21 protein-coding genes are annotated in these 23,291 nt (G+C 58.0%); 12 read left to right on the forward strand and 9 right to left on the reverse strand.

All coding sequences use genetic code 11. From position 1 onward, the window contains the following. Positions 1 to 32 precede the first annotated feature (32 nt). Positions 33 to 803, reverse strand: coding sequence for a protein kinase family protein (locus H6F58_RS17985; RefSeq protein ID WP_206693665.1), 771 nt, complete (start codon positions 801 to 803; stop codon positions 33 to 35). After that, positions 772 to 1,221: a hypothetical protein gene (locus H6F58_RS17990; protein ID WP_206693666.1), complete on the reverse strand. Its 450-nt coding sequence runs from the start codon at positions 1,219 to 1,221 to the stop codon at positions 772 to 774. The genes H6F58_RS17985 and H6F58_RS17990 overlap by 32 nt, the downstream gene beginning before the upstream one ends. Before the next feature lie 325 nt (positions 1,222 to 1,546). Between H6F58_RS17990 and H6F58_RS12145 the strand changes: the two genes are divergently transcribed. Next, positions 1,547 to 2,113: a YdeI/OmpD-associated family protein gene (locus tag H6F58_RS12145; protein ID WP_195181895.1), complete on the forward strand. Its 567-nt coding sequence runs from the start codon at positions 1,547 to 1,549 to the stop codon at positions 2,111 to 2,113. A gap of 278 nt (positions 2,114 to 2,391) precedes the next feature. Here the strand turns inward: H6F58_RS12145 and H6F58_RS12150 are convergent, their stop codons facing one another. Further along, the gene (locus H6F58_RS12150; protein ID WP_195181849.1) at positions 2,392 to 2,622 is read right to left on the reverse strand and encodes a hypothetical protein; all 231 of its coding nucleotides are present in this window, start codon (positions 2,620 to 2,622) and stop codon (positions 2,392 to 2,394) included. Positions 2,623 to 2,754: 132 nt separating this feature from the next. Between H6F58_RS12150 and H6F58_RS12155 the strand changes: the two genes are divergently transcribed. Both H6F58_RS12155 and dgt read left to right on the forward strand, forming a co-directional pair. After that, the gene (locus tag H6F58_RS12155; protein WP_195181850.1) at positions 2,755 to 3,675 is read left to right on the forward strand and encodes a 2-hydroxyacid dehydrogenase; all 921 of its coding nucleotides are present in this window, start codon (positions 2,755 to 2,757) and stop codon (positions 3,673 to 3,675) included. 40 nt (positions 3,676 to 3,715) lie between these two features. After that, positions 3,716 to 5,248: a dGTP triphosphohydrolase gene (gene dgt, locus H6F58_RS12160; RefSeq protein ID WP_195181851.1), complete on the forward strand. Its 1,533-nt coding sequence runs from the start codon at positions 3,716 to 3,718 to the stop codon at positions 5,246 to 5,248. A gap of 30 nt (positions 5,249 to 5,278) precedes the next feature. On the opposite strand, the gene H6F58_RS12165 is transcribed toward dgt, so the two are convergent. Then, positions 5,279 to 6,310 carry an RNase H family protein gene (locus H6F58_RS12165; protein ID WP_195181852.1) on the reverse strand — a complete coding sequence of 344 codons (1,032 nt, stop codon included), beginning with the start codon at positions 6,308 to 6,310 and terminating at the stop codon, positions 5,279 to 5,281. 862 nt (positions 6,311 to 7,172) lie between these two features. Then, complete coding sequence (locus H6F58_RS12170) at positions 7,173 to 7,391, reverse strand: hypothetical protein (RefSeq protein WP_195181853.1); 219 nt, start codon at positions 7,389 to 7,391, stop codon at positions 7,173 to 7,175. Between the two features lie 98 nt (positions 7,392 to 7,489). Here H6F58_RS12170 and H6F58_RS12175 point away from each other — a divergent pair, with 98 nt between their 5' ends. Beyond that, positions 7,490 to 7,744 carry a hypothetical protein gene (locus H6F58_RS12175; RefSeq protein ID WP_195181854.1) on the forward strand — a complete coding sequence of 85 codons (255 nt, stop codon included), beginning with the start codon at positions 7,490 to 7,492 and terminating at the stop codon, positions 7,742 to 7,744. Further along, positions 7,717 to 8,055, forward strand: a complete 339-nt coding sequence (locus H6F58_RS12180) for a hypothetical protein (RefSeq protein ID WP_195181855.1) — start codon at positions 7,717 to 7,719, stop codon at positions 8,053 to 8,055. Before H6F58_RS12175 ends, H6F58_RS12180 begins: the two co-directional genes overlap by 28 nt. Positions 8,056 to 8,110: 55 nt before the next feature. Here H6F58_RS12180 and H6F58_RS12185 read toward each other — a convergent pair whose 3' ends face one another. Continuing rightward, on the reverse strand, positions 8,111 to 10,333 hold the full coding sequence (locus H6F58_RS12185) for an NADP-dependent isocitrate dehydrogenase (RefSeq protein WP_195181856.1): 2,223 nt from the start codon (positions 10,331 to 10,333) through the stop codon (positions 8,111 to 8,113). A gap of 219 nt (positions 10,334 to 10,552) precedes the next feature. Further along, positions 10,553 to 11,152 carry a TetR family transcriptional regulator gene (locus H6F58_RS12190; RefSeq protein ID WP_186468015.1) on the reverse strand — a complete coding sequence of 200 codons (600 nt, stop codon included), beginning with the start codon at positions 11,150 to 11,152 and terminating at the stop codon, positions 10,553 to 10,555. A 146-nt stretch (positions 11,153 to 11,298) separates the two neighbouring features. Here H6F58_RS12190 and H6F58_RS12195 point away from each other — a divergent pair, with 146 nt between their 5' ends. The 7 genes from H6F58_RS12195 (at position 11,299) to H6F58_RS12225 (ending at position 20,932) form a co-directional block, all read left to right on the forward strand. After that, complete coding sequence (locus tag H6F58_RS12195) at positions 11,299 to 12,765, forward strand: MDR family MFS transporter (protein ID WP_146277759.1); 1,467 nt, start codon at positions 11,299 to 11,301, stop codon at positions 12,763 to 12,765. Between the two features lie 157 nt (positions 12,766 to 12,922). After that, entirely contained in the window at positions 12,923 to 14,608 is a 1,686-nt protein-coding gene (locus H6F58_RS12200; protein WP_146277758.1) for a formate--tetrahydrofolate ligase, read from the forward strand. 110 nt (positions 14,609 to 14,718) lie between these two features. After that, the gene (locus H6F58_RS12205; RefSeq protein WP_195181857.1) at positions 14,719 to 15,477 is read left to right on the forward strand and encodes a 5-oxoprolinase subunit PxpA; all 759 of its coding nucleotides are present in this window, start codon (positions 14,719 to 14,721) and stop codon (positions 15,475 to 15,477) included. Next, positions 15,474 to 17,072, forward strand: coding sequence for a carboxyltransferase domain-containing protein (locus H6F58_RS12210; protein ID WP_146277756.1), 1,599 nt, complete (start codon positions 15,474 to 15,476; stop codon positions 17,070 to 17,072). The genes H6F58_RS12205 and H6F58_RS12210 overlap by 4 nt, the downstream gene beginning before the upstream one ends. A gap of 15 nt (positions 17,073 to 17,087) precedes the next feature. Next, positions 17,088 to 18,827 carry a biotin carboxylase N-terminal domain-containing protein gene (locus tag H6F58_RS12215; protein WP_146277755.1) on the forward strand — a complete coding sequence of 580 codons (1,740 nt, stop codon included), beginning with the start codon at positions 17,088 to 17,090 and terminating at the stop codon, positions 18,825 to 18,827. A 52-nt stretch (positions 18,828 to 18,879) separates the two neighbouring features. Next, complete coding sequence (locus tag H6F58_RS12220; RefSeq protein ID WP_195181858.1) at positions 18,880 to 19,557, forward strand: GntR family transcriptional regulator; 678 nt, start codon at positions 18,880 to 18,882, stop codon at positions 19,555 to 19,557. Positions 19,558 to 19,942: 385 nt separating this feature from the next. Further along, complete coding sequence (locus tag H6F58_RS12225) at positions 19,943 to 20,932, forward strand: adenosine deaminase (protein WP_146277753.1); 990 nt, start codon at positions 19,943 to 19,945, stop codon at positions 20,930 to 20,932. 71 nt (positions 20,933 to 21,003) lie between these two features. Here the strand turns inward: H6F58_RS12225 and H6F58_RS12230 are convergent, their stop codons facing one another. Together H6F58_RS12230 and H6F58_RS12235 are read right to left on the reverse strand one after the other, a co-directional pair. Continuing rightward, positions 21,004 to 21,813, reverse strand: a complete 810-nt coding sequence (locus H6F58_RS12230) for a putative hydro-lyase (protein WP_146277752.1) — start codon at positions 21,811 to 21,813, stop codon at positions 21,004 to 21,006. Between the two features lie 12 nt (positions 21,814 to 21,825). Next, positions 21,826 to 23,046, reverse strand: coding sequence for an NRAMP family divalent metal transporter (locus H6F58_RS12235; RefSeq protein WP_146277751.1), 1,221 nt, complete (start codon positions 23,044 to 23,046; stop codon positions 21,826 to 21,828). Positions 23,047 to 23,291 lie beyond the last annotated feature (245 nt).

Raw genomic sequence — 23,291 nt, forward strand, 5'->3', positions numbered from 1 at the left:
TTGCAGACGAATGTGGCTGACCTTCAGCCCTGTTAAGCCTCGTCTCCAGAACCGGAAATTGAATGGGCTGGAACATCAAGATTCTCTACATCCGCAATCAGTTCAGACACTGAGGGATAACGTTGTTCCAGATCGTGCGCCACACATTTTTGAACAATTCGGTGCATTTCATTGTTTCCCGTGGCTATCGATTGACGACCAGTGAAAATGAAGGAGAGAACATGACCTATCGAATACATCTCGTTCAGAATGCTGTAGTCTCGGAAGCTCTCTAGCATCGGGTCACGGATGGTTCCACGCATTTCCGTGTGAGTACGGGTAAACGCAGAATCTTGCTTCTTGACCAGGCCGAAGTCAGAGAGCTTGACGAGGACCGCACCGCTTTCGTACACCTTCATCAGAACATTCTGCAGACTGATGTCTCGATGCAGCAGTTCTTGACTATGGATGTAGCTCATGCCGTAGAGGAACTGCAGTGCGATCCGCTTCCGAGTAGAAAATTGCAACGTGCCGTTGCGTTTGGAGATGTACTCGCGGAGAGTTGCGTCGCAGTGTTCCATTCGGTATTCGTTGCGTGAATCGTCGAATTTGTAGACCTCTAGAATGTAGGGGAAGCTGAGTTTCTTCATCACGTCGAATTCCTGGCGAAAACGTTCCAAGTCTCTTTCATCAGCTTCTCGTTTAGCGCGTTTGATTGCGAACCTGATGCCGTAGTCAGGATCCACATAGGAGTAGACATCGGCGTAAGAACCGTTGCCGATCATCTTTGGTTCAATAGGCTCCTGTTTGTTTTTTGAGTTCAACCAAAGCGTTCTCCGTAAATACACGGTCGTACTTGATGAGCTCAATCGGTTCGAAGCCTTCCGGGACAGCACTGCCACCGCTATAAGATAGCCAAGGTCTGCAGCGCTCAATCGCTTTCTGATAACCGGTATCCAGGACGATGTCTACGCCGGCACGCTTCAATGTGTAGAGGTCGTTCTTCAAGTCCTTCAATAAATCGAGCATGGCCCTGCTCCTGTCAGCCCAGTAATGACCGGTGGTTTCTGCGCGTCCGTTGATCTCAGCAAGATGCTGGTTCAGTCCCTCATGGAGCACTGCAAACATATGCTCCCACCGAGAACCTTTATACAGGCGCACGAACTCTTGAGAATCAGGCCTCTCCTCATACTTTGCATCAATGTCTTGCAGCATGAACTTGATAGATTCCGCGTTCACCATTGCCCCATTTCTGTTGTTTGTCTCCTACCTTGCCAGAGTGAACCGACATTTCAGACGCTAAACGAAACGTAGACTACGCAATGAATAATGAGGTTCTTATCTGTCGGCAAACTTATCTGCACTCGCCCTATAGAGCATAAGTTCCACCATTTAGTGCGGCTGTGAAGATTGATCAAGTACCAGTTTGCAAGCTGATGAACACAACAGAGCGAGGCACAAGAAAGTTTCAACCAGCACGTTCGAGTGGTCCCTGCCTCTATGGTTTTAATGCGATTAACTCTAGCTTCACTCGCGCCAAGCGCTCGTGGCCAGCACAATAGTTGCCATGGACTATGAAAACCCGCTGATCCTCAAAGATGTTGCCGCATGGCGCGCCTGGCTCGATGAAAACGAAGAAACCAGTGACGGGGTGTGGCTGCTCGTAGCAAAGAAGGGAACCACCGAGCCGACCTCTCTGAAGGTTGCCGACGCTCTACAGGAGGCCCTGTGCAGCGGATGGATCGACGGCCAGCGGCGCAGCAACGACGAGAAGACGTTCCTGCAGCGATACACTCCGCGACGCAAAGCCTCTGTCTGGTCCGAAAAGAATACGCAGTTCGTCCAAAAACTAATCGAGCAAGGCAGGATGCGCCCTCGCGGACAAGCGGAAATCGATAAGGCCAAAGCAGATGGCAGGTGGGACCGTGCCTACCAGGGGCAGGCCACTGCACAAGTGCCCGAAGACTTACAGCGTGCTCTAAACGCGAATCCGACTGCCAAAGCCGCTTTCGAAGCGCTGAAGTCCCAGCCGCGCTATCACATTCTGCACCAGCTGATGATTGCCAAGACCGATAAGACCCGATCGGCAAGACTGGAGAAATTCGTTCGGCAGCTGTCCGAAACATCAGGCTAAGGTGAACAAGCCAGATTCGCCCTAGATCTTTTCTGCAACCAAACGCGCGGATGGCTACGCACGATGAAACAGATACAAGAAACTCATCACAACCATTTCGCATAAAAAGATCAAGGTCTAACTCACAGGGAAGCGACGATCTGCTGCCCCGGTCAGAAAGCAGCTGCCGATCCCGTTGGCCCCAACATCGTACGCCAGCAGCGTCAAATCAGCGATTCGCCAGCCAGCCACATACCCCTGATTCACTCTCGGAGGCGGTGGAGCGTGGAGAACAACTACTAATCGATTGCAGGAATTTCTTCTTCGCTGCTGTTTTGCAGTACGGCGGATGCCTCCCGCTTCCTATTCAGCGCCTCGGTGATCATGCCCCCGCTGACCTGTACCGCGCCGGCGATCGCCAACAGCGCGCCGACCAGCGGGTCGACGAATAGCCCGACGAGGCCAAGGACGAACACCGTCCAGCCAAGCCCCATCAGTATGGTTGTTCCGACGATCCCTTTGTGAGTCATGGGTTCAGTCTACTAGGTATTTGATCTTCAATCTGGACTAACTGATGCGGAGTAATGAGTAGGTCACCAGATTCTCCATCCCTGTCAGCCAACGGACACAATAGTCATAGCACCCGAAAGGACATTCTTCTTATGGCATTACGTGTATTGCTCCCCTGGCAGGATCTCGTCGACCGGCTGCAGCTTCCGGGAATCGAACCGATCCTCTGGCATATCAATGATGACCCGAACGACGCTCCACCGGCCGACGTGCTGGTTACCGAACGTCCGAGCAATCCGCAGCTGCGTTCCAGGGTCTCCCGCATCAAGGGGCTGAAGCATGTCCACCTGCTCTCCATTGGATACGAGTGGGTTCTGGAGCATCTTTTTGAACAAGTGTCATTGACCAATTCCAAGGGCGCCGTGGAAGACGCCACCGCAGAACACTGCCTCGCTCTGGTCCTCTCATCTCTGCGCCAGCTGCCGCAGGTCGGCCAGCAGCAGCGCGAGCGGCAGTGGACCAGGACGTGGACCAGCTCGCTGCACGGGTCAAGGGTAGTGCTCCTCGGTGCTGGTGGAGTAAGCAGCGAAATCCGTTCGCGGCTACTGCCCTTCAAACCTGCCGAGCTAACGTCCTTTGCTCGTACCGAACGAGTCCATGAGCAGGGCTACCCCATTTATTCTCTCGATAGGCTCTGGACTTTTCTTCCCACTGCCGATGTGGTGATTGTTGCCCTGCCACATACCCCGGAAACCGAACAGCTTATCGACGCCGAATTCCTCTCGGCAATGAAAGACAGCTCGCTGCTGGTCAACGTGGGACGCGGGCCCATCGTCGACACCGATGCCTTGTTGTCGGAACTGCAAGCCGGCAGGCTGCACGCGGCCTTGGATGTCACCGATCCCGAGCCGCTGCCGGCAAATCACGCGCTGTGGAGCGCACCGAATTGCATAATCACCCCGCACATGGCCGGAGACACTGGACAGTTCATCTCGCTGTTCTCAGAACTGGCAGTGAACCAGGTCATCGCCTTTGCACACGGTGAAGAACTCGCCAACCAAATCATCAATTGACTCGGCCTTGAGCAGTTGATCCCCTAGGCTAGTTCCTACGATGGATACCAGAGTAAAAACGCATCAGTCAGGCGGCCGTGACCGCGCTATCGTCGAGCAGAACCGTGCGGGCGACGATGAGTTTCGCGTTGATGTGGAACGCATCCGTTTCTCGCCCTACTTTTCGCGCCTGTCGTCGGTGACCCAGGTAATCCCGCAGGGTGGTTCCGGAACCCTCGTGCACAACCGCTTGACGCATTCCCTCAAGGTGTCGGCAGTCGCGCGCTCCATCGCGATCAATTTGAGATCAACCGATGAAACAACTAGGCGACTTATCTCCGACTTAGGTGATTGCGACCCCGTAGTTGTTCAGGCAGCGGCCGCCGCACACGACTTGGGACACCCGCCGTTTGGGCACCTCGGCGAACAGGAGCTCGACCGCGTGGCCCGCAATATGCTGGGTCTTCCAGATGGGTTCGAAGGTAACGCCCAGAGCTTCCGCATCCTCACCGCACTCGACAGCTGCGGAGCGACCCCACGCGGAATGAACCTTACGCGCGCAGTGCGAGCAGCCGTGTTGAAGTACCCGTGGACTCGCAACGAATGGCGCTCCAAAGGCCCTATCGCCCCTGAACTGCTCCCCCGCGGAGTCGGCACGGATCCAGCCGCTGGCGCCATGAAGTATTCCGCATACGATATTGAAGCCGCAGAAATGGCAGATGTCTTGTCGGTATTCCCCGGAATCGCCCAGTACCAGCAGACGCTGGAATGTTCCGTGATGGATATTGCCGATGACATCGCCTATGCAGTGCACGACCTCGACGACTTCTACCGAGCAGGAATCCTGCAATACACCAGCGTGTCAGCTGAACTGCGCGCTTGGCTGGAACATGCCGTTGCCTTCAAGATTCTGAAAACCTCGGAACTCGATCAGCGCCAGCCTGGCCATGCACTAGAACTCACCTGGCGCCGGCTCGTCGCGAAGGACCCTTGGATCGCCAACCCTGATGCCTTCCGCGACTCGGTGCAGCGAGTGGGGCATGATCTGGTTGACGGACTTTTGGCAGTTCCCTACGACGGTGGGCTGCAGGCCGATCGCGCGGTCACTGCTTTCACCCGGCGGTGGATCGACCGCCTCCAAGAATCGGTCACGGTTGATCGCACCCCCATTGTGCGCAGCGGACACATACGCCTCAGCGATGAAGCCTGGCACGACGTGGTTGTGCTCAAATTTGTGCACTCGCGCTTCGTTCTGGATCGTTCAGACTTGGCGGTTTATCAGCGGGGCCAAACCAGAATTATTCGTTCCCTGGCAGAGGGTTTTAGCACCTGGCTCAACGACCCTGACGACGCCGGCCGCGCCCCTCGCCGCCTATTAGATTCAGTGGAGGCCACCACAGAGGAATACCGGCAATTGCGGGAGACAACCCCTGAATTATTCTCGCAAGCCGGGCCAAACGAGATTCAACGCCTGGGCCAGGCGCGCGCAATCGTCGACTACATCGCTTCGTTTACGGACGCCCAGGCAGTGTCTCTGAATTTGCTTCTGACCGGCACCTCCGACAGCCTCTGGGAAGCAGGTCGCGGACTATAGGGACCACGGACCGGTGCGCAGATCATCGCGTCAAACGGCCAGGGTGAGCCCGGCAAGTTCTTCCGCAATGATCATTTGCATCAGGGAATGCGTCTGAGCCGGATCGATACCGGCATTAAAGTGGCGTGCCATCAGGACAGCCATCCGGTCGGCAGCCTCGTTATAGCAATTTCCGTTGTGCCCACGCACCCACACAGCTCGAGTACTTCCTTTGCGGCGGGCTATCGCAATTTCGATTGCCGCATGATGCGCTTGTCTGCCTTGCAGTTTTCCACTCGCAATGTCATTTATGGAGCTCACCAAGACTTGGCTGTCGCTGAAAATTGCAAGATCGGAATCCGCAGGGGCGTAACGCAAGGCTAATAATGCGCCCGTGGTCTCCGCCATTAGTGGATTACGCGAGAAATTCTTTGGTGAAATCTGAGTAGCCCAATGCCCTTGCATGGTCACCATAGCTCCTGCCCCACGGTCTTTTCCGTGGTGCGGCAACGAACCATCCGTATAGGCAACGACAGCATCGCGCGAACGGTACGATTCAATGCGAGGTGCCAGCGCGTCCCGGCTTGCTTGCGTCGCTTGTTCCAGATTGACTCCAAAAAGCCACGACGGATTCACGCAGAAGACAGGATTGGACGATAAATCGTTCAGCCCGAGGCCATCGCGATTTGAAATCAGAAGATCAATGGAAGCAGGGGTAGCGATCCGGCTTGTTCGCGTGAATTCGGCAATTGAATCCAGAATCGCTGTCCCCAACTCGCCAGTTCGGCATGTTCCCGAGAGTGTAACCACGGGGAGAAGGCCGTTGTCGCAAAGAGTCACAGCAAAGTCGAAATGCAGGCCACGTTCACTGCGTTGGGCCAAGTGCCCATCAAGAACTACAGCGGAAGAAAACGGAACGTAGGAATGCTTAGATCCCGAGTCATCGCGAGTGTATGGCACCCGCTCTACAACAGCGAGAATACGCGTTGGCTGAATCTGGCGTTCGGCTGACCTGAAACGCCGCACCCCATCAGGGTCGAGAACAATGGAGATTTGAGATCCCGGGAAATGGGCAGGCATCATTCCTCCTTGCACGACTAAAAGGCTTGGGAACGATAATACTGACAACATCCCACAAATTGGTTTTCCGAGCGAAAATAATGGATTGCTTTATCAAATAGTTACCTTTCTCAGAAGGCAATGCAACAGGAATCCACTTCGAATGATCTTAATTTCCCGATGAGACCTCATTTACCAGGTGGTTAAATTCATCGGCCGTCACTCATTTTCATGAGCAACGGCCAACGGCATCCATCGGACGACTAGAGTCTAAAATTTAGAGACCCAGGCTGCGGATTAGTTCTACCAGGGTTGCAAGGAGATCACTCAACATCAAATTACCTCATTCATTCTAGTCATGTAGTTATTTCGCGTCGGCCTGAGTAGCTCATCCCGACATTTAAGACACTAGTACAAAAACACATCGACAAAGGAATATTTAAACAATATTAGAAATTTTTTACATGGAAGTAATGAGCACTTTACAAAAGTTTTCTTGAACGAGTCGCACGCACATGCTACTGATCAGTAACGATTTGGATGCGTTCTCACGGGTGAAGCAATGGAACTAAATGCATTTTATGGTGGAGTGATCCATCGATTGTTCTAGCTGTGCCTCCAGCTATGCGCACTTGACTACTCCTGATGGCTATGAATATTGCGCGATCAGGAAAGCGAAATGCCCATCACCGACCTCAACAAATTCAACAGGTTGAGACACACCCCAAATTCAAGTGTTGCTTTTCCGTGTCCGCAAATCAGCGCTTCGGAACCATCTGCCAACGCAATGGCCCCCGTGCTGAACGACAACAATCGTGGAACAGATGGATGATGACCTAACCAGCAGGAAAAATGCGAGGCAACGAAATTCTTCCAAGGCAAGTTTTCAAGCGGCTACTCCGAAGCCTCTCGCGGATTCGGCATCCAGGCCCTCGGCCAAACCTCCGATGAGCTGTTTACCTACTAGACAGGCCAGAATGCACTGCATCCGGACAAGACCATAGCTGGCCATTATTGCTTCCTGGATCTCTGCAAGGAACATGGGCATGCTGCTTTCACGGAAGTGGCAAAGAAAAGCAGCCCACCGCAATTGCTTCAGCAGCATAGCCCCATCCAAACTAATTGAATCGAGCTACTAAGGATCTACAGCTCTCAAGGTCTCGGACTACCAAGCTGGGACAGACAATCCAAGGACTTTTGAATATGATCGCGTTGCCCGCAGGTTATAAATTGATCGAAAAACTCAAGACATTGATGCACCCCACGGCCTTGGCCAAGCAGGAAATCTATATTGTGTACGGCAAACAACCCAGTCCTTATCCCGATTTGAGCTTCATCGACCCGATTATTGCGGTCATGACCAGCGAGCAGGATTGCTATGCGCTGGAAAACTGCACATTGGCATCATCATCAGCTGGGAAACCAGAACGGTGCAGGACGATGAAAAACCGGCTTTGAAAAACGGTGACACCATTTACCTCACCCACTCGTCATTGCTCCCGTACATGGTGGACAGTTCCGGGAACGACGTCTTCGGGATCGTAGAATCCCCTAGTCCAACCGCCGCATATCGTAATCGAAAAACAGCACAGCAGAAAGCTCCGGATTTCTATCTGCAGGAAGTTGTCATCGGTGAAGTCAACCCGCAAGGCGCTGGAAAAATCTTGGACTTAGCCCTGCGATTATCAGCGGCTAGACCGGCAGCGGGTGATTTGGTGGAACCGCTCATGGCGTTCGGTTCAATTATTCGAGAAGTTCGGCCGCATTAAAGCCACTGGCCCCAATCCTCGTCGAGGATTGGGGCCAGTGGCTTAGCTATAAGGACTACTTGGTCAGCAGTTCCAGAGCCTTGTTCAGGGTTGCGCTTGGGCGCATAACAGCTGAAGTCTTGGCTTCGTCTGGACGGTAGTAGCCAGCGATATCCACGGCCTGGCCCTGGACCTCGGCGAGCTCGGAAACAATCGTTTCCTCGTTCTCGTCCAGAGCCTTGGCGACTGCGGAGAAGGCCTCAGCCAGCTGAGCATCCTTGTCCTGCTTGGCCAATTCCTCTGCCCAGAACTTGGCCAGGTAGAAGTGGCTGCCGCGGTTGTCCAACTCGCCAACCTTGCGCTTAGGCGACTTGTCTTCCAGCAGGAAGGTACCGGTTGCGGCATCCAAGGTGTCAGCCAGAACCTGTGCACGAGCGTTGTCGTTGTTCACTGCCAGGTGCTCGAAGGAAGCACCCAGGGCCATGAACTCGCCCAGCGAATCCCAGCGCAGGTGGTTTTCGTTCACCAGCTGCTGCACGTGCTTCGGAGCCGAACCACCGGCGCCGGTCTCGAACAGGCCGCCGCCAGCCAGCAGCGGAACGATCGAAAGCATCTTGGCCGAGGTGCCCAGTTCCAGGATCGGGAACAGGTCGGTCAAGTAGTCGCGCAGCACGTTGCCGGTCACCGAGATGGTGTCCTCGCCCTTGCGGATGCGATCGATGGAGTACTGGGTCGCCTCGACCGGGGACAGGATTTCGATGGTCAGGCCATCGGTGTCGTGTTCCTTCAGGTATTCGTTGACCTTGGTGATCAGCACGGCGTCGTGTGCGCGCTTCTCATCGAGCCAGAAGACAGCAGGAGTCTGCGAAGCGCGAGCGCGGTTCACGGCCAGCTTGACCCAGTCGCGGATGGCAACGTCCTTGGTCTGGCAGGTACGCCAGATGTCGCCGGCGAAGACCTGGTGCTCGATGAGCACGGTGTCGTTCTCGTCGACGATCTGCACGTGGCCGTTGGCAGCCAATTCGAAGGTCTTGTCGTGGGAACCGTATTCCTCGGCCTTCTGGGCCATCAGGCCGACGTTTGGCACGGTGCCCATGGTGGTTGGGTCGTAAGCGCCGTTGGCACGGCAGTCATCGATGACAACCTGGTAGATGCCTGCGTAGGAGGAATCCGGCAGAACGGCCAGGGTGTCTGCGGTATCGCCCTTGGCATCCCACATCTTGCCGCCCAGGCGGATCATTGCCGGCATGGAAGCGTCAACGATGACATCCGATGGGACGTGCAGGTTGGTGATGCCCTTGTCGGAATCGACCATGGCAACTGCCGGGCCTTCTTCCAGGCCCTTGGCGATCAGCTTCTCGACGCCGGCGCGAACCTCGTCGGACAGTTCATCCAGGCCGCCGAGGATGGCAGCAAGGCCGTTGTTGGCGTTCAGGCCTGCAGCAGCCAGCTCGTCGCCGTAGGTGTCGAAGAGCTCGGAGAAGTAGGCCTTGACCACCTGGCCGAAGATGATTGGGTCGGAAACCTTCATCATGGTGGCCTTGAGGTGGGCCGAGAACAGCACGCCCTCTTCCTTGGCGCGGGCCACGGCGTTCTTCAGGAACTCGGACAGGGCCGCGACGTGCATGACGGTGCCGTCGATGACTTCGCCTTCAAGAACCTTGAATGGCTTCTTCAGGACCTTGACTTCGCCGTCTTCGCCGACGAAGCGGATCGAGATGCTCTTGTCCGCATCGATGACGACGGACTTCTCGTTCGAAGCGAAGTCGTCAGCGCCCATGGTGGCGACGTTGGTCTTCGAATCCGCGGACCATGCGCCCATGGAGTGCGGGTACTTGCGAGCGTAGTTCTTGACGCTCAATGGTGCACGGCGGTCCGAGTTGCCCTCGCGCAGCACCGGGTTCACGGCGGAGCCCTTGATCTTGTCGTAGCGCGCGCGCACGTCGGTCTCTTCATCCGAAGATGGGTTGTCCGGGTAGTCAGGCAGTGCGTAGCCGGCAGCCTGCAGTTCGGCGATAGCGGCCTTGAGCTGCGGGATGGATGCCGAGATGTTTGGCAGCTTGATGATGTTCGCTTCTGGGGACTTGGCCAGATCGCCAAGTTCAGCTAGGGCATCGGAAATGCGCTGCTCTTCGGTGACATAGTCAGGGAAGGTAGCGATGATGCGGCCTGCGAGCGAGATGTCGCGGGTCTCGAGCTCCACGCCTGCGGTCGACGCGAAGGCCTCCACGATTGGCAGGAACGAGTGAGTCGCCAGCATTGGCGCTTCGTCGGTGTGGGTGTAAATAATCTTGGCCATAGGTGTGGCGTCTCCCTGAACGTCGTGCGGAAGCGGGGTTAACCGCCCTGAACTCAACGTTCCAAATCTACCCGATTTTGCTCTGCACCACACTTCCACGGCATGCGAATAGTTCTTGGGAACCCCAATTTTTCCCCGAAATGCCGGGATGAATAGCGTGGGAGCAGTTTGTCACATTTAAGTTAATCTGCCATAACTCAATCTCGTTTTACGTGCTGCTCAGGGTCCCGGGGTGCCGATAGCGGAAATCTGCAGCATTTCATGAACCGACTGCTCGAAGAATTCCGAAGGCGCCGCAGCACTGCCAGCCCTTTCGGCCTGGGTGAAGCACTGCCAGGCAACGCGCCAGGTTGATGCGACCATCTCGGCGATCAACAGGGACTGCATTTGCGTCACCAGCCTTCGCTCGGCCAGCGATCTGCTCAGCTCGATCACCAGTTCCTGCTCCCTGCTGGTAGCGATCAACAGGAGCTTGGGATCCGAGATCATCAGGCGCGTGACACGGCGGAACTCGTGCTGCTCGATTTCCGCGGAAAAATGATCCCGGCACACCTGGAGAAGGGATTGGAAAATTTCCGCCGGCGTTGCGCCCGGGGCAGGGGCAAAGCCCATCAGTGCAACAACCAGCTCGCCCTGCCCGGGGACGATGGCCGATTCCTTGGAATCGAAATAGCGGAAGAACGTGCGATCCGAGATGCCAACACGCTGCGCAATTCGCGCCACTGTTGTGGCCTCCAGCCCGAGCTCTTCAACAAGATCCAACGCTGCCGCTTGAATCTTGCGCGAGGTCTCTGCCTTGCGCTGATCCCGTATCCCCATGCAGTCCTCCATAGCTGTAGCTTCTAGCGATCGTCTCATAAGCGGGAAGGAAAGTAGTTTCCTGTCACACTCTGACAGTTTTCCTTACGAAATTGTGTCACTCTATGACACTATTTGACAGTTGAGAACTCCAGGAAAGAGGAAAAGTGACGTCAGAACCCACAAAAACAGAGGTCCACGCTTCACCACCACCTGCGCCTCAAGCGGCGCTCAGCACCAAGCAGCTCACCGGAATCATTGCGGCGCTCGCCTTGGCAGCCTTCATGATGATCCTGAACGAAACAGTGCTGACGGTGGCTCTGCCGGGAATCATGGCCGATATGAGCATCACCGCGGCCACCGGGCAGTGGCTCACCACCGGCTTCTTGCTGACCATGTCGGTCGTCATTCCCACCACCGGATTCCTGCTGCAGCGGTTCAACCACCGACCGCTCTTCATGTTCGCCATCATCAGCTTCCTGGTGGGCACGGTCATCGCCGTCATCGCTCCGAGCTTTGCCTTCTTGTTCGTTGCGCGCATCATCCAGGCACTTGGCACGGCCATCATCCTGCCTTTGCTCATGACCACGACGCTCTCGCTGGTTCCGGTCCACAAGCGCGGCACCATCATGGGCCTGAATTCCATCGTCATTGGCGTGGGTCCTGCGATCGGTCCCACCGTCTCGGGTGCTGTGGTGCATGCCTTGGGATGGCACTATATCTTTGCGATGATGCTCCCCATTGCAGCGTTGGTCCTGGTCTTGGGCATCATTTTCTTCAAGGTTCCCTCCAGTGCCCGCAACATCCGAGTAGATGGCGCTTCGGTTGCACTCTCCGCGCTGGCTTTTGGCTTCCTGGTGTACGGCATTTCAAGCATCGAGCATGCCTCCACCAACCCGGCACTGACTATTCTCAGCTTCGCCATTGGCCTGGTATCGCTGGCGATTTTCATCAAGCGCCAGCTGTCGCTGACCAGCACCGGACGCGAGCTGCTCAACCTCTCCGCGTTCAGCTCGCGTGGATTCGCCTTCTCGATCGTCATGATCATGATCGCCTTTGGCACCCTGCTCGGCTCGTTGATGATCGTTCCGTTGCTGCTGGAATCGGGCAAGGGCATTGACTCGCTAAAGATCGGCATGATGCTGCTCCCCGGCGGTGTTGCCCAGGCGATTGTCTCTCCAATTTTCGGACGCATCTATGACAAGCGCGGTCCACGCCCGGTTTTGATCCCTGGCGCAATCATGCTCGCTGCTGGCCAGTGGCTGTACACCCTGATCAACGCCGAGACCGAATTGTGGATGTTCATGATCACCCACATCGTCTTCTCCATCGGCCTGGCATTGCTGATGACCGGGTTGATGTCCTCGGCCATGGCTTCGCTGGATCCACGGCTCTTCGGCCACGGTTCGGCCATCTTCAACACCGGTCAGCAATTAGGCGGAGCCATCGGCACCACCATTTTCGTCACGGTGATGTCTGTGATCTCGAAGGCGAAAATCGATGCTGGCACCGGGGCTTCCGAGGCCCTGTTCTCGGGGGCCCATGTGGCGTTCATGATCGGCGCAGTGCTGGCAACAATCGGGATCTTCTTCGCTTGGTTGATTAAGGGCCCGGTACCCGCGCAGCGTCGATAGAACCCGTTGGGCTTGGGCAGTTTCTCCGCCGGTGCGCAGGCCACGTTGCCCGGGCAGCGGAACCCCTGGTGATAGCTTGAAGGCATATCGAGGAATACCAGATTTCTTGGTCTTCCTCAGCACCCCGGATCGCCGGGGCCAGCAGAGAGGACGCAGCATGGCAACGACGCCAGAGGCCGACATGAGCGATCTAGCGATCGCCTCGCGAACAGTGCTCAAGCCCATTTCGGAAATTGCGGCGGCCGCGGGGATCCCCGAGAGCGCGGTGGAACCCTACGGCCGCTACAAGGCCAAGGTTGATCCTTCGCTGCTGCCGGGAAATAGCGCACGCCGCGGGCAGGTGGTTCTGGTCAGCGGGATGTCCCCGACTCCCGCAGGAGAGGGGAAAACCACCATGGTGGTGGGCCTGGCCGATGCCTTGGCCGCCACCGGGGCGAAGACAATGATCGCCCTGCGCGAGCCCTCCGTAGGCCCCAGCTTCGGCATGAAGGGCGGGGCCACGGGCGGAGGCCAGTCGCAGGTGCTGCCCATGGACGAAATCAACCTGCATTTCACCGGGGACTTCCACGCCATCACCAGCGCCAATAACTTGCTCATGGCGCTGGTGGACAATCACTTGCACCACGGAAATCAGCTGGGCATCGACCCGCAACGCATTACCTTCAAGCGCGTCCTGGACATGAATGATCGCGCCTTGCGCACGGTGGTGATCGGCCTGGGCGGATCCACCGACGGTGTTCCCCGCGAAACCGGATTCGAGATCACCGCGGCGTCGGAAGTCATGGCGGTCTTCTGCTTGGCCACCGGGCTTGAGGATTTGCGCGACCGGCTCTGCCGCATGACCATCGGCTACTCCTATTCGAAAAAACCGGTGACAGTCGATGATCTGGGGGCCGCAGGAGCATTGGCCTTATTGCTCAAGGATGCCATCAAGCCAAACCTCGTCCAGAGCATCGCAGGAACCCCTGCGTTTATCCATGGCGGGCCGTTTGCCAACATTGCCCACGGCTGCAACTCCGCCATTGCCACCAACACCGCTCGATCGCTGGCTGACATCGTGGTGACCGAAGCAGGCTTTGGCACCGACCTCGGGGCCGAAAAGTTCATGGACATCAAGGCCCGCTATGCCGGCTGCGCCCCGGCCGCCGTGGTCATCACTGCGACGATTCGTGCGCTGAAAATGCACGGCGGGGTATCCAAGGAAGAGCTGGGCGACGAGAACGTCGTCGCCGTGCGCGCCGGATTGCCAAACCTCGCCCGCCATGCCGCGATCATCAAGAAATTCGGCATTCCGCCGGTCATCGGCATCAATCAATTCGCCAAGGATACCCAGGCCGAGCTCGAGGTTGTCACCGACTGGGCTGCCGCGAACGGCATCGCCTGCGCGGTAGCGGATGTCTGGGGCCAAGGCGGCGCAGGGGCCGGGGCCCTGGCCGAGACAGTGCTGCGGGCCATCGAGTCGCCTGCCGATTTTGACTACTTGTACTCGCTTGATCAAACAGTTGAAGAGAAGATCCTGGCCTTGGCGCGAGAGATCTATGGCGGCGAGGGCGTTGAGTATTCGGTCAAGGCCCACCGCATGCTGGAGCAGATCCACGCCAATGGCTGGGACCGGCTGCCGGTCTGCATTGCGAAAACGCAGTATTCCTTCTCTGATGATCCCCAGCTGCTGGGCGCTCCGAGTGGATTCAGGCTGCAGATCCGCGAGCTGATTCCCAAAACAGGCGCTGGCTTCATTGTTGCGATTACCGGGGCGCTGACCACGATGCCGGGCCTGCCCAAAGTCCCGGCAGCTTTGCGCATGGATGTCGACGGGGAGGGGAAAGCCGTAGGCCTGTCCTAGGCAAAGCCGCACAAGGCTTGGAATCTTTCGAAACCTTTCCCAGATTGTTGAACAATTATCGAAAGTAGGGCATTCTTTTACCAAGACATGTTCACGAGACGGGGATCACAATGCCATTCATAGACCTGAATTCCGACGTAGGCGAATCTTTCGGCAATTGGAAAATGGGCGATGACGCCGCCATCTTCACCTCCGTCTCCTCTGCAAATATCGCTTGCGGTTTCCACGCCGGAGACCCGAGCACCATCGCGCAAACCTGCCGCGATGCCGTCAGCGCGAACGTCACCATCGGCGCGCACGTAGGGTACCGAGACCTGGCCGGCTTCGGCCGCCGCTTCCTGGATTGCTCGGCTACCGAGCTGGCTGACGACGTCCTGTACCAGCTCGGAGCATTGCAGGCTTTGGCTCGCAGCGCCGGTGCAGAAATCAAGTACGTCAAGCCCCACGGCGCCCTCTACAACACCATCGTGCATCACGAGGCACATGCCCAAGCGGTCATTGATGCGATCAAGGCCTTCGGCACGGACCTTCCGGTTTTGCTTTTGCCTGGCTCGCTCGCCCTGCAAAAGGCAGAAGCCGCCGGGCTGCGTGGTGTTGCCGAAGCTTTTGCCGACCGCAATTACAACCCCGATGGAACATTGGTATCCCGCCGCGAAGCCAACGCAGTTCTGCATGACGCCGAAGTGGTCGCCGCCAACATGATCCGCTTGGCCACCGAAGGCACCATTGTCGCGGTGGATGGCACCACCATCACCATGCCAGCCGAAAGCATCTGCCTTCATGGCGATACCGCCGGAGCAGTTGCCATGGCTCGTGCTGTGCGCAGCGGCTTGGAAAGCGCCGGCGTGCAGATCCGGAGCTTCGCGTGAGCATCCGCGCCATCCACCGGGCAGGCTCGCAAGACCTGCTCATCGACCTCGACTCGCTTGACGCGGTCTTGGCGCTAAATGCCGCTTTGGAAGCTTCTCCCCTGCCCGGACAGCGCGATCTCTTGGCTGCCGCTCAGACGGTGCTGCTGAAGTTCGATTCGGGGCACAGCGCCGAACGCGCCATGCAAGCCCTGCCAGGACTTGCAGTGGCCTGTGCAGTTCGCACCGCGGGCAAACTCGTTGAAGTTCCGGTGCATTACGACGGCGAAGATCTTGCCGTGGTCGCCGAACTGACCGGGCTGAGTGTCGAAGCAGTGGTCAATGCCCACACAAGCCAGACATGGCGCGCGGTATTCGGCGGATTTGCTCCCGGCTTTGCCTACCTGCTCGGTGAAAACCAGGAATTGAATGTCCCGCGCCGGGACACCCCGCGAACCAAGGTCCCGGCCGGAGCTGTGGCCCTGGCAGGCGAGTACTCGGCTGTTTATCCCCGCCAATCCCCCGGCGGCTGGCAGCTGATCGGACATACCGACCTGCACATGTGGGACCTGCAGCGCGAAAATCCTGCATTGATCAGGCCGCAGGATACCGTGCAGTTCGTCCCGGCTACTGAGAAGTTGTCGGTGAGCCAGGCGCCCGCTGCACGAGTCGAAGAGCCAGAGCAGACATCTGGCGGCGGCCTGAAGATCATCGATGCCGGCCTGCAATCCCTGCTCCAGGACGCCGGGCGCATCGGCTACGGAAACCTCGGAGTTGGCGTGGCCGGGGCCGCGGACCCCACCGCCTTCCGCCAGGCCAACCGGCTCGTGGGCAACCGCATGGACCAGGCGGCCATCGAGAATCTGGGCAGCCGCATCACAGTCGAGGCCTGCGGGGACCAAGTCCTGGCGCATGCCGGAGCACAGGCGCAGTTGTGGATCACTCCGGCGGAAGATGACCAGGTGCGCACCACCCGGCAGGTGGCCAGCAACGCTCCTTTTGCGCTGCTGCACGGCGAGCGCCTGAGCGTGGAGCCCGGCGGCCAAGGCTTGCGCAGCTACCTTGCGGTGCGTGGCGAGATCACGCTCAACCCGGTGCTCGGTTCGCTGTCTACCGATACGCTGTCCGGAGTCGGTCCCGATCCCCTGGTTTCCGGATCCGTCATTCCGGTCCAACAGCCTTCCGTCGGGCACATTGTCGGCAATCCCCAGCCGAGCACTTTGCCGGTTCCCGATGACCGGGGCGTATATCAGCTCAGGGTTCTGCCCGGTCCGCGCACCGAGTGGTTTGGCCCCGCGGGGTTGAAGCAGCTGGCAGAACAGCTCTGGGACGTCACCAGCGAGTCGAACCGGGTAGGCATCAGGTTGTCTACCGGGGACCAGCCGTTGCAACGCGTCCTAGCCGGCGAACTGGCCAGCGAAGGCGTCGCCCGAGGCTCATTGCAGGTTCCGCCTTCCGGCCTTCCCGTGCTCTTCCTCGCTGATCATCCGGTCACCGGCGGCTACCCGGTGATCGCCACGGTCATCTCCGAGGATCTCAGCGCCGCGGCCCAGCTTCCCCCGGGAAGCAAGATCCAATTCGTCCTCCAGCCCCCAGCCGCTTTGACGGCCAAATAACTTCCAAGGATTGTCATGAAAAAGGTTCTCATCGCCAACCGCGGCGAAATCGCAGTCCGCATTGCCCGGGCGGCCACTGACGCAAATATCGCCTCGGTAGCTATCTACTCCGACCCGGACGCCGACGCGTTGCATGTGCGGCGTGCCGACGAGGCCTACCCGCTGCACGGTTCCACCGGGGCGGACACCTACTTGAATATCGAGAAGATCATCGCGATCGCGAAGCGCTGCGCGGCCGACGCGGTCCACCCGGGCTATGGCTTCCTCTCGGAAAACGCCAGCTTTGCCCAGGCGGTCATTGACGCCGGGATGAAGTGGATCGGCCCCTCGCCTCAGGCCATTGAGGACCTGGGCAACAAGGTCACTGCACGGCAGATTGCCGTTCGCGCCGGCGCACCATTGGCTCCTGGCACCGATGGCCCTGCCGAAAATGCCGAAGAAGTTCGTGCCTTCGCCGAGGAATACGGTGTTCCTGTGGCCATCAAGGCCGCCTTTGGTGGTGGCGGCCGTGGCATCAAGATCGCGTATTCACTCGATGAGATCACCGAGGCCTTCGAGTCGGCCACCCGCGAGGCCACGGTAGCCTTTGGCCGGGGCGAATGCTTCGTGGAGCGCTTCCTCTCCAAGCCCAGGCATGTCGAGGCCCAGGTCCTGGCTGATGCGCACGGCAATGTTGTCGTCGTTGGCACCCGGGATTGCTCGCTTCAGCGCCGCCACCAGAAGCTGGTGGAGGAAGCGCCAGCCCCGTTCCTCAGCGACGAGCAGCGTACCCGCATCCACGAATCCGCCAAGGCGATCTGCAAGGAAGCTGGCTACGTCGGCGCCGGCACCGTCGAATATTTGGTGGCCCAAGACGGCCTGATTTCCTTCTTGGAGGTCAATACCCGCTTGCAGGTGGAACACCCGATCACCGAGGAAACTGCTGGCGTGGACCTGGTGGCGGAGCAGTTCCGCATCGCTGATGGCCTGCCGATGTCCCTGGGCGAGGACCCAACGCCCCAGGGCCATGCCTTTGAATTCCGCATTAATGCCGAGGATCCTGCCCGCGGGTTCCTCCCTGCCCCGGGGACGGTAGAGCGCTTCGAGCCCCCAACCGGCGCCGGGGTGCGTATCGATTCCGGCGTTCGCAGCGGTTCTGTCATTCCGCCGTTCTACGACTCGATGATTGCCAAGCTGATTGTCCACGGCGCCGACCGCAACCAGGCCCTGCGCCGGGCACGCTTGGCGCTGGATGAAATCACCATTGCCGGCGTGCCCACAGTCCTGCCTTTCCACCGCGCGGTCATTGACCATCTGGATTTCGCCGGAGACCAGCTGAAGGTCTACACCACCTGGATCGAGGATGAATTCCTCAATGAAGTCGAGGCCAGCGACCAGATGGATCTTGACCAGCTGGATACCAGCCGGGAAACGATCACCATTGAGCTGGATGGCAAGGCTGTGCAGCTTGGACTGCCCATGGCTCTCACCAACGCGTTGCGCAACCCGTCGGGTGCTGGCGCCATGAATTCGGCGCAGGCTCAGCAGGCTTCCGAGCACGATGCGGCCGCGGTGCTCAGCCCGATGGATGGCAACCTCGTCCGGTTCGCTGTCGAAGATGGCCAGGCCGTTTCCAAGGGACAAACGGTGGCCGTGGTTGAAGCAATGAAGATGGAGTCTGCCGTAGCGGCTCATCGCGATGGCGTTTTCACTTCGGCGGACCTTGAGATCGGGGCTGCGGTACGGCGTTCCGACGCGTTGGGCAGCATCCGGTAACCGAGTTGGCGCTTGTTCCTTTTCCAGCATCGAGTTGGGATAAATTGGACTAATGAACTCCAGCAGCAGTGTCTCCGCGCTTCCGGCCAAAGCACCCCATGCGCATAGCAGTGTGTGGGCCGCGAATCTTTTGCGCACCCGAATCGCAGAAGGCGAGTTGTTGCCCGGAGACAAGCTGTCCGAGCAGTCCTTGGCGGAGTCGCTGGGGCTTTCGCGCAATACCTTGCGTGAAAGCTTCACCCTGCTGGACAGTGAACTGATCATCACCCGAATCCCCAACCGCGGGGTTTTTGTTGCGTCGCCGGATGCTGATGATGTGCGGGAAATCTACGCCGTGCGCCGCACCATTGAGCCGGCTTGCCTGGCGTGGGGCCCGGAACTGGATTTGGAGCAGCTGGGCACAATCATCGTTGAAGCGCGCGCCGCCTTGGCTGCCGGGGACATACCTCGGATGGCCAGCGCCAATCAGGCCTTCCACCAGCAACTGGTTCGTTCCTCGGATAGCAGCTTGGTCCAAGAACTCATGGGCCGAGTACTGGCACGGATGCGCCTGGTCTTCCATGCGATGAGCGATGCCCCGGATTTCCACTCGCACTATGTGGAGCAAAATGCCCGCTTGGTGGAACTGCTGCGTGAAGGCCGACGCGATGAAGCGGCCTCGGCCCTGCGGGGATACTTGGACAAGGCTGAAGCAGAGTTGCTCGAACACATCAACAGGGCAGCAGAATAGCCTCAACGCTCGTTGCACCTCCGTGTCGGTCTTGCGATTTCTGTCTCACCGACAACATGGTCATTGAGATCCTTCAGGCTTCGCTTTGCCTGATCCACCGTCGTTGCACTTTACCGACGAGATCTGAATGGCATGGTGCGAACAGACGAATCAATCGCTGCTATTCCGCTACATTTAGCGCCTCTTGAACCTTGCAATGGGTTCATTTCGCGGATGGGTCATCACGATGAAAATCCAAGGGTATTCATCTGCTAAGTTGGCTGCACGTTCGAAATTCCGACCTGCCTGCACCTAGCTTGCCAGCGTATGGTTTAAGGCAATCTTGCGAGTTCCTGCCTAGTCCAGTGAACCCGCACCCAATAGCCGTTGCTGAAAGGTTCCGCCCGTGAACTTGCCCGTTGCCGAATTGCATATCCATCTCGAGGGAACCCTGGAACCCGAGATGATCATGTCGCTGGCCGCAAAGCACTCGATAGAACTTCCCTACAGCTCAATTGACGAGCTGCGGGCACAGTATGAGTTCAGCAATTTGCAGTCGTTCTTGGATCTGTTCTACGCCAATATGCTGGTGCTTCGCACCCGCGAGGATTTCCACGAAATCACCATGGCTTATTTGCAGCGTGCACATGCCTCAGGCGTGCGCCACGTGGAATTGTTCTTCGATCCCCAGGCCCATGTTGAACGCGGCATGGACCTGCGCGATGTCATCGCAGGAATTCGTGACGCACTGGGCGAAGCGCAGGATCGCTGGGGAATCTCGCATAAGCTCATTGCCTGCTTCTGGCGCCATGCACCGGCCAGCGAGGCCTTGGAGCTGCTGCGCCTGATGATTGCGGAGAAGCACGATATCGACGGCATCGGGCTGGACTCCTCTGAACTGGGTTTCCCGCCGGAGCTCTTTGTCGAAGTTTTCGACCTGGCCCGCGAAAGCGGTTTGCACGTGGTCGCCCATGCCGGTGAAGAAGGCCCCGCAGACTACATTTGGCAGGCCCTGGACCTGCTCAAGGTGGAGCGCGTGGATCACGGCATTCGCTGCCTGGACGATGAGAAGCTGGTGCAGCGGCTCGTTGCAGAACAGATGCCCCTGACAGTCTGCCCGCTCTCGAATATCCGGCTGCGCGCGGTGGTTACGATGGCCGATCACCCGCTGCCATCCATGCTTGAAGCGGGCTTGAAAGTTTCGGTGCATTCCGATGATCCTGCGTATTTCGGCGGCTACATGGACGCCAACTTCGCTTCCCTCATGGAGACCTTCAACTTCAGCACCGGGCAATTGGCGCAGTTGGCGCGCAACTCCTTTGAATCATCATTCATAGATGAGACTGCGAAACGAGAGCGCCTGGCCGAAGTAGAAGCTTGGGTTAATCAGCGCTAGGCAAGGCTTGCAGTTTAAATGAGTGCTGCGGTGTACTTCCCAGAAGGGGTGAACACCGCAGCACTTTTTAGCTATGGCACTTGATACTGCGAATCCTTGATGTCGGTGATCAGCATGTGGCCGGGCGCGTGGCCGATGGCCAGCGACGGCTTCGACTCCATGACAGCTGCTTGTGGCGTGACGCCGCAGGCCCAGAAGACAGGGACACTACCTGCCGGAATTTGAACAGCGTCACCAAAGTCCGGCTTCGACAGGTCGCTGATTCCTAGTTCTCCTGGGTTGCCGATATGCACCGGCGCTCCGTGCACCGCTGGATACCGGGAGGTGATCCGAACGGCATCAGCGACTTGGGAAGCGGGTATGGGCCTCATCGACACCACCATTGGACCGGAGATAGCCCCGGCTGTGGTGCTCCGCGTAGTGGTCTTATACATGGGAACGTTGACGCCCTGGTCAATGTGCGCGACGGAGATTCCGTTGTCCATCAAGGCTGATTCGAAGGTGAAAGAGCAGCCGATGATGAAGGTGACCAAATCTTCGCGCCAATACTCGGTCAAGTCGGTGGGTTCAGCGATCTTCACGCCATTTTCGTACACCACGTACTTCGGAACATCGGTTCTGATGTCCCCTGAAGCAAGCAGTTCACTGGACACTTCCCCCGCTTCAAGCACGCCCAGCACCGGGCAGGACTTGGGGTTGCGCTGGGCGAAGAGCAGAACATCAAATGCCAGCTCTCGCGGCACGATCATCAGGTTCGCCTGCGCATACCCGGCGCTGATTCCCGCCGTGGGAAGCACTTGGCCTTTGCGAAAAAATTCTCGCGCTTGCTTCGGGGACAATGCGGCTCGTTGGCCCAAGTCCAGGTCTTTGATGTTTTCCATTCTCTTGCCGCCTTAGGCCTGCCAGAGCGCGGCCAGGCCGGTCAACGAGTTCCATCCGAGGAACACGCTCAGCAGCCAAGCCAGCACGCCCACGAGCAGCAGGACCTTCGGATACTGGTAGCCGCTCATGAGGTCCCTGCGTCGCCAGGCTACCCATAGCAGAACTGCGAAACCGACAGGCAGGATCAGGCCGTTGAATGCGCCGGCGAAGATCAGCAGGGTGGCTGGTGCCTTGCCCAGGAACAGGTAGATGACGCCGCAGACCGCGATGAAGGCGACGGTGATCAAATTGCGGGTGCGTTCCGAGGTGGTTCGCTTGGTAATAAAGGACACCGATGTGTAGGCCGCACCGATAACGCTCGTCAGGGCCGCTGCCCAGAGGATGATGCCGAAGGCGCGAATGCCGATGTCGCCTGCGGCGTGGCCGAAGGCTTCGGCAGCCTTGTTGTCGCTGGCCAGAACCACGCCGCCGGCAACAACGCCGAGGATCGCCAGGAACAAGAGCACTCGCATGACGCCGGTGACGATGATGGCCAGGATCGAAATGTTGGAAATTGATTTGACGTGCTCAATGCCGCTGGTGCCCGAATCAATCATGCGGTGGGCGCCAGCGTAGGTGATGTAGCCGCCAACGGTGCCACCGATGAGGGTGGTGATAATCAGGAAGTCGATCTTCTCAGGCAGGACCACGTTGCGCAGGGCTTCGCCAACAGGTGGGGCGGCCACGATTGCTACGTAGAGCATCAACAGGATCATGATGGCACCGAGCAGCACGACAATCCGGTCCAAAGCCATTCCGGCTTTCTTGGACAGGAAGATCAGGATTGCGACGACAGCCGAGATCGCTCCGCCAATCTTGGCATCCACACCGAGCATCGCGTTGACGCCAAGACCGGTACCGGCGATGTTGCCGATGTTGAAGACCATGCCTCCGATGAATACAAGGACTGCCAAGAACCAGCCCACGCCGGGCAGAACCTTATTGCCAAGTTCCTGGGCGCGCATGCCGGTAACGCCAATGACGCGCCAGACGTTCAGCTGCACCGCGATATCAACGAGGATCGACACGACAATGGCGAAGGCGAAGGCTGCGCCGATTTGTACCGTGAATTCGGTGGTCTGGGTAATGAACCCGGGACCGATAGCGCTGGTGGCCATCAAGAACATGGCTCCCAGCAGGGCGGTGCGCCGCGCCTTGGGGCTCATTTCAGTCTTTGACTCAGGAAGTGCCATGGTGACGTTCCAATGCGATAGTGGTGACAGCTGTCACAGAATCAATGTAACGCACAAGACATTACAGGTTGTTGAACAACCTTGGCAAGATGTTGTTGAACAATTTTATGTTTCGCAAACTCCACCCCTCTCAGATAGACGCGCTCAAAGTAGGATTCATCTGCCATTCCTTGCGTTACTCGCTCCGGATGCAGGTATTGTCGCAGTCCTGAAAATCCGCATAACCACCACTCCCTATTGACTCA

The sequence above is a fragment of the Glutamicibacter sp. FBE19 genome, assembly GCF_015524875.1.
Lineage (GTDB): Bacteria > Actinomycetota > Actinomycetes > Actinomycetales > Micrococcaceae > Glutamicibacter > Glutamicibacter halophytocola.